Origin of the sequence: Bacillus sp. AFS015802 (assembly GCF_002561455.1) — a bacterium.
Lineage (GTDB): Bacteria > Bacillota > Bacilli > Bacillales > Bacillaceae_B > Rossellomorea.
This window is the reverse complement of the sequence record NZ_NTUP01000026.1, coordinates 1-212: the sequence shown is the minus strand read 5'-3', so window position 1 is coordinate 212 and position 212 is coordinate 1. Positions and strand designations below refer to the sequence as shown.

Genomic DNA, 212 nt, shown 5'->3' with positions numbered 1-212 from the left:
CAGCTGAGCTAAGGCCCCAAGGGGTGAGAATATGGTGGGCCTAAGTGGACTCGAACCACCGACCTCACGCTTATCAGGCGTGCGCTCTAACCAGCTGAGCTATAGGCCCATATTCCATAAAAATGAATGATAAGCAATGCTTACCATTGTTTTTTGATGGATGATTATTTTGCTTCCGCAAAAAATCTTATTAAACCATCAAAACTGAACAA

Annotated in this window: 1 tRNA gene; it reads right to left on the bottom strand. The window is 43.4% G+C overall.

Annotated elements, in window-relative coordinates:
- Positions 1-32: 32 nt before the first annotated feature.
- A tRNA-Ile gene (locus CN378_RS14540) sits at positions 33-109 on the bottom strand.
- Positions 110-212: the final 103 nt, after the last annotated feature.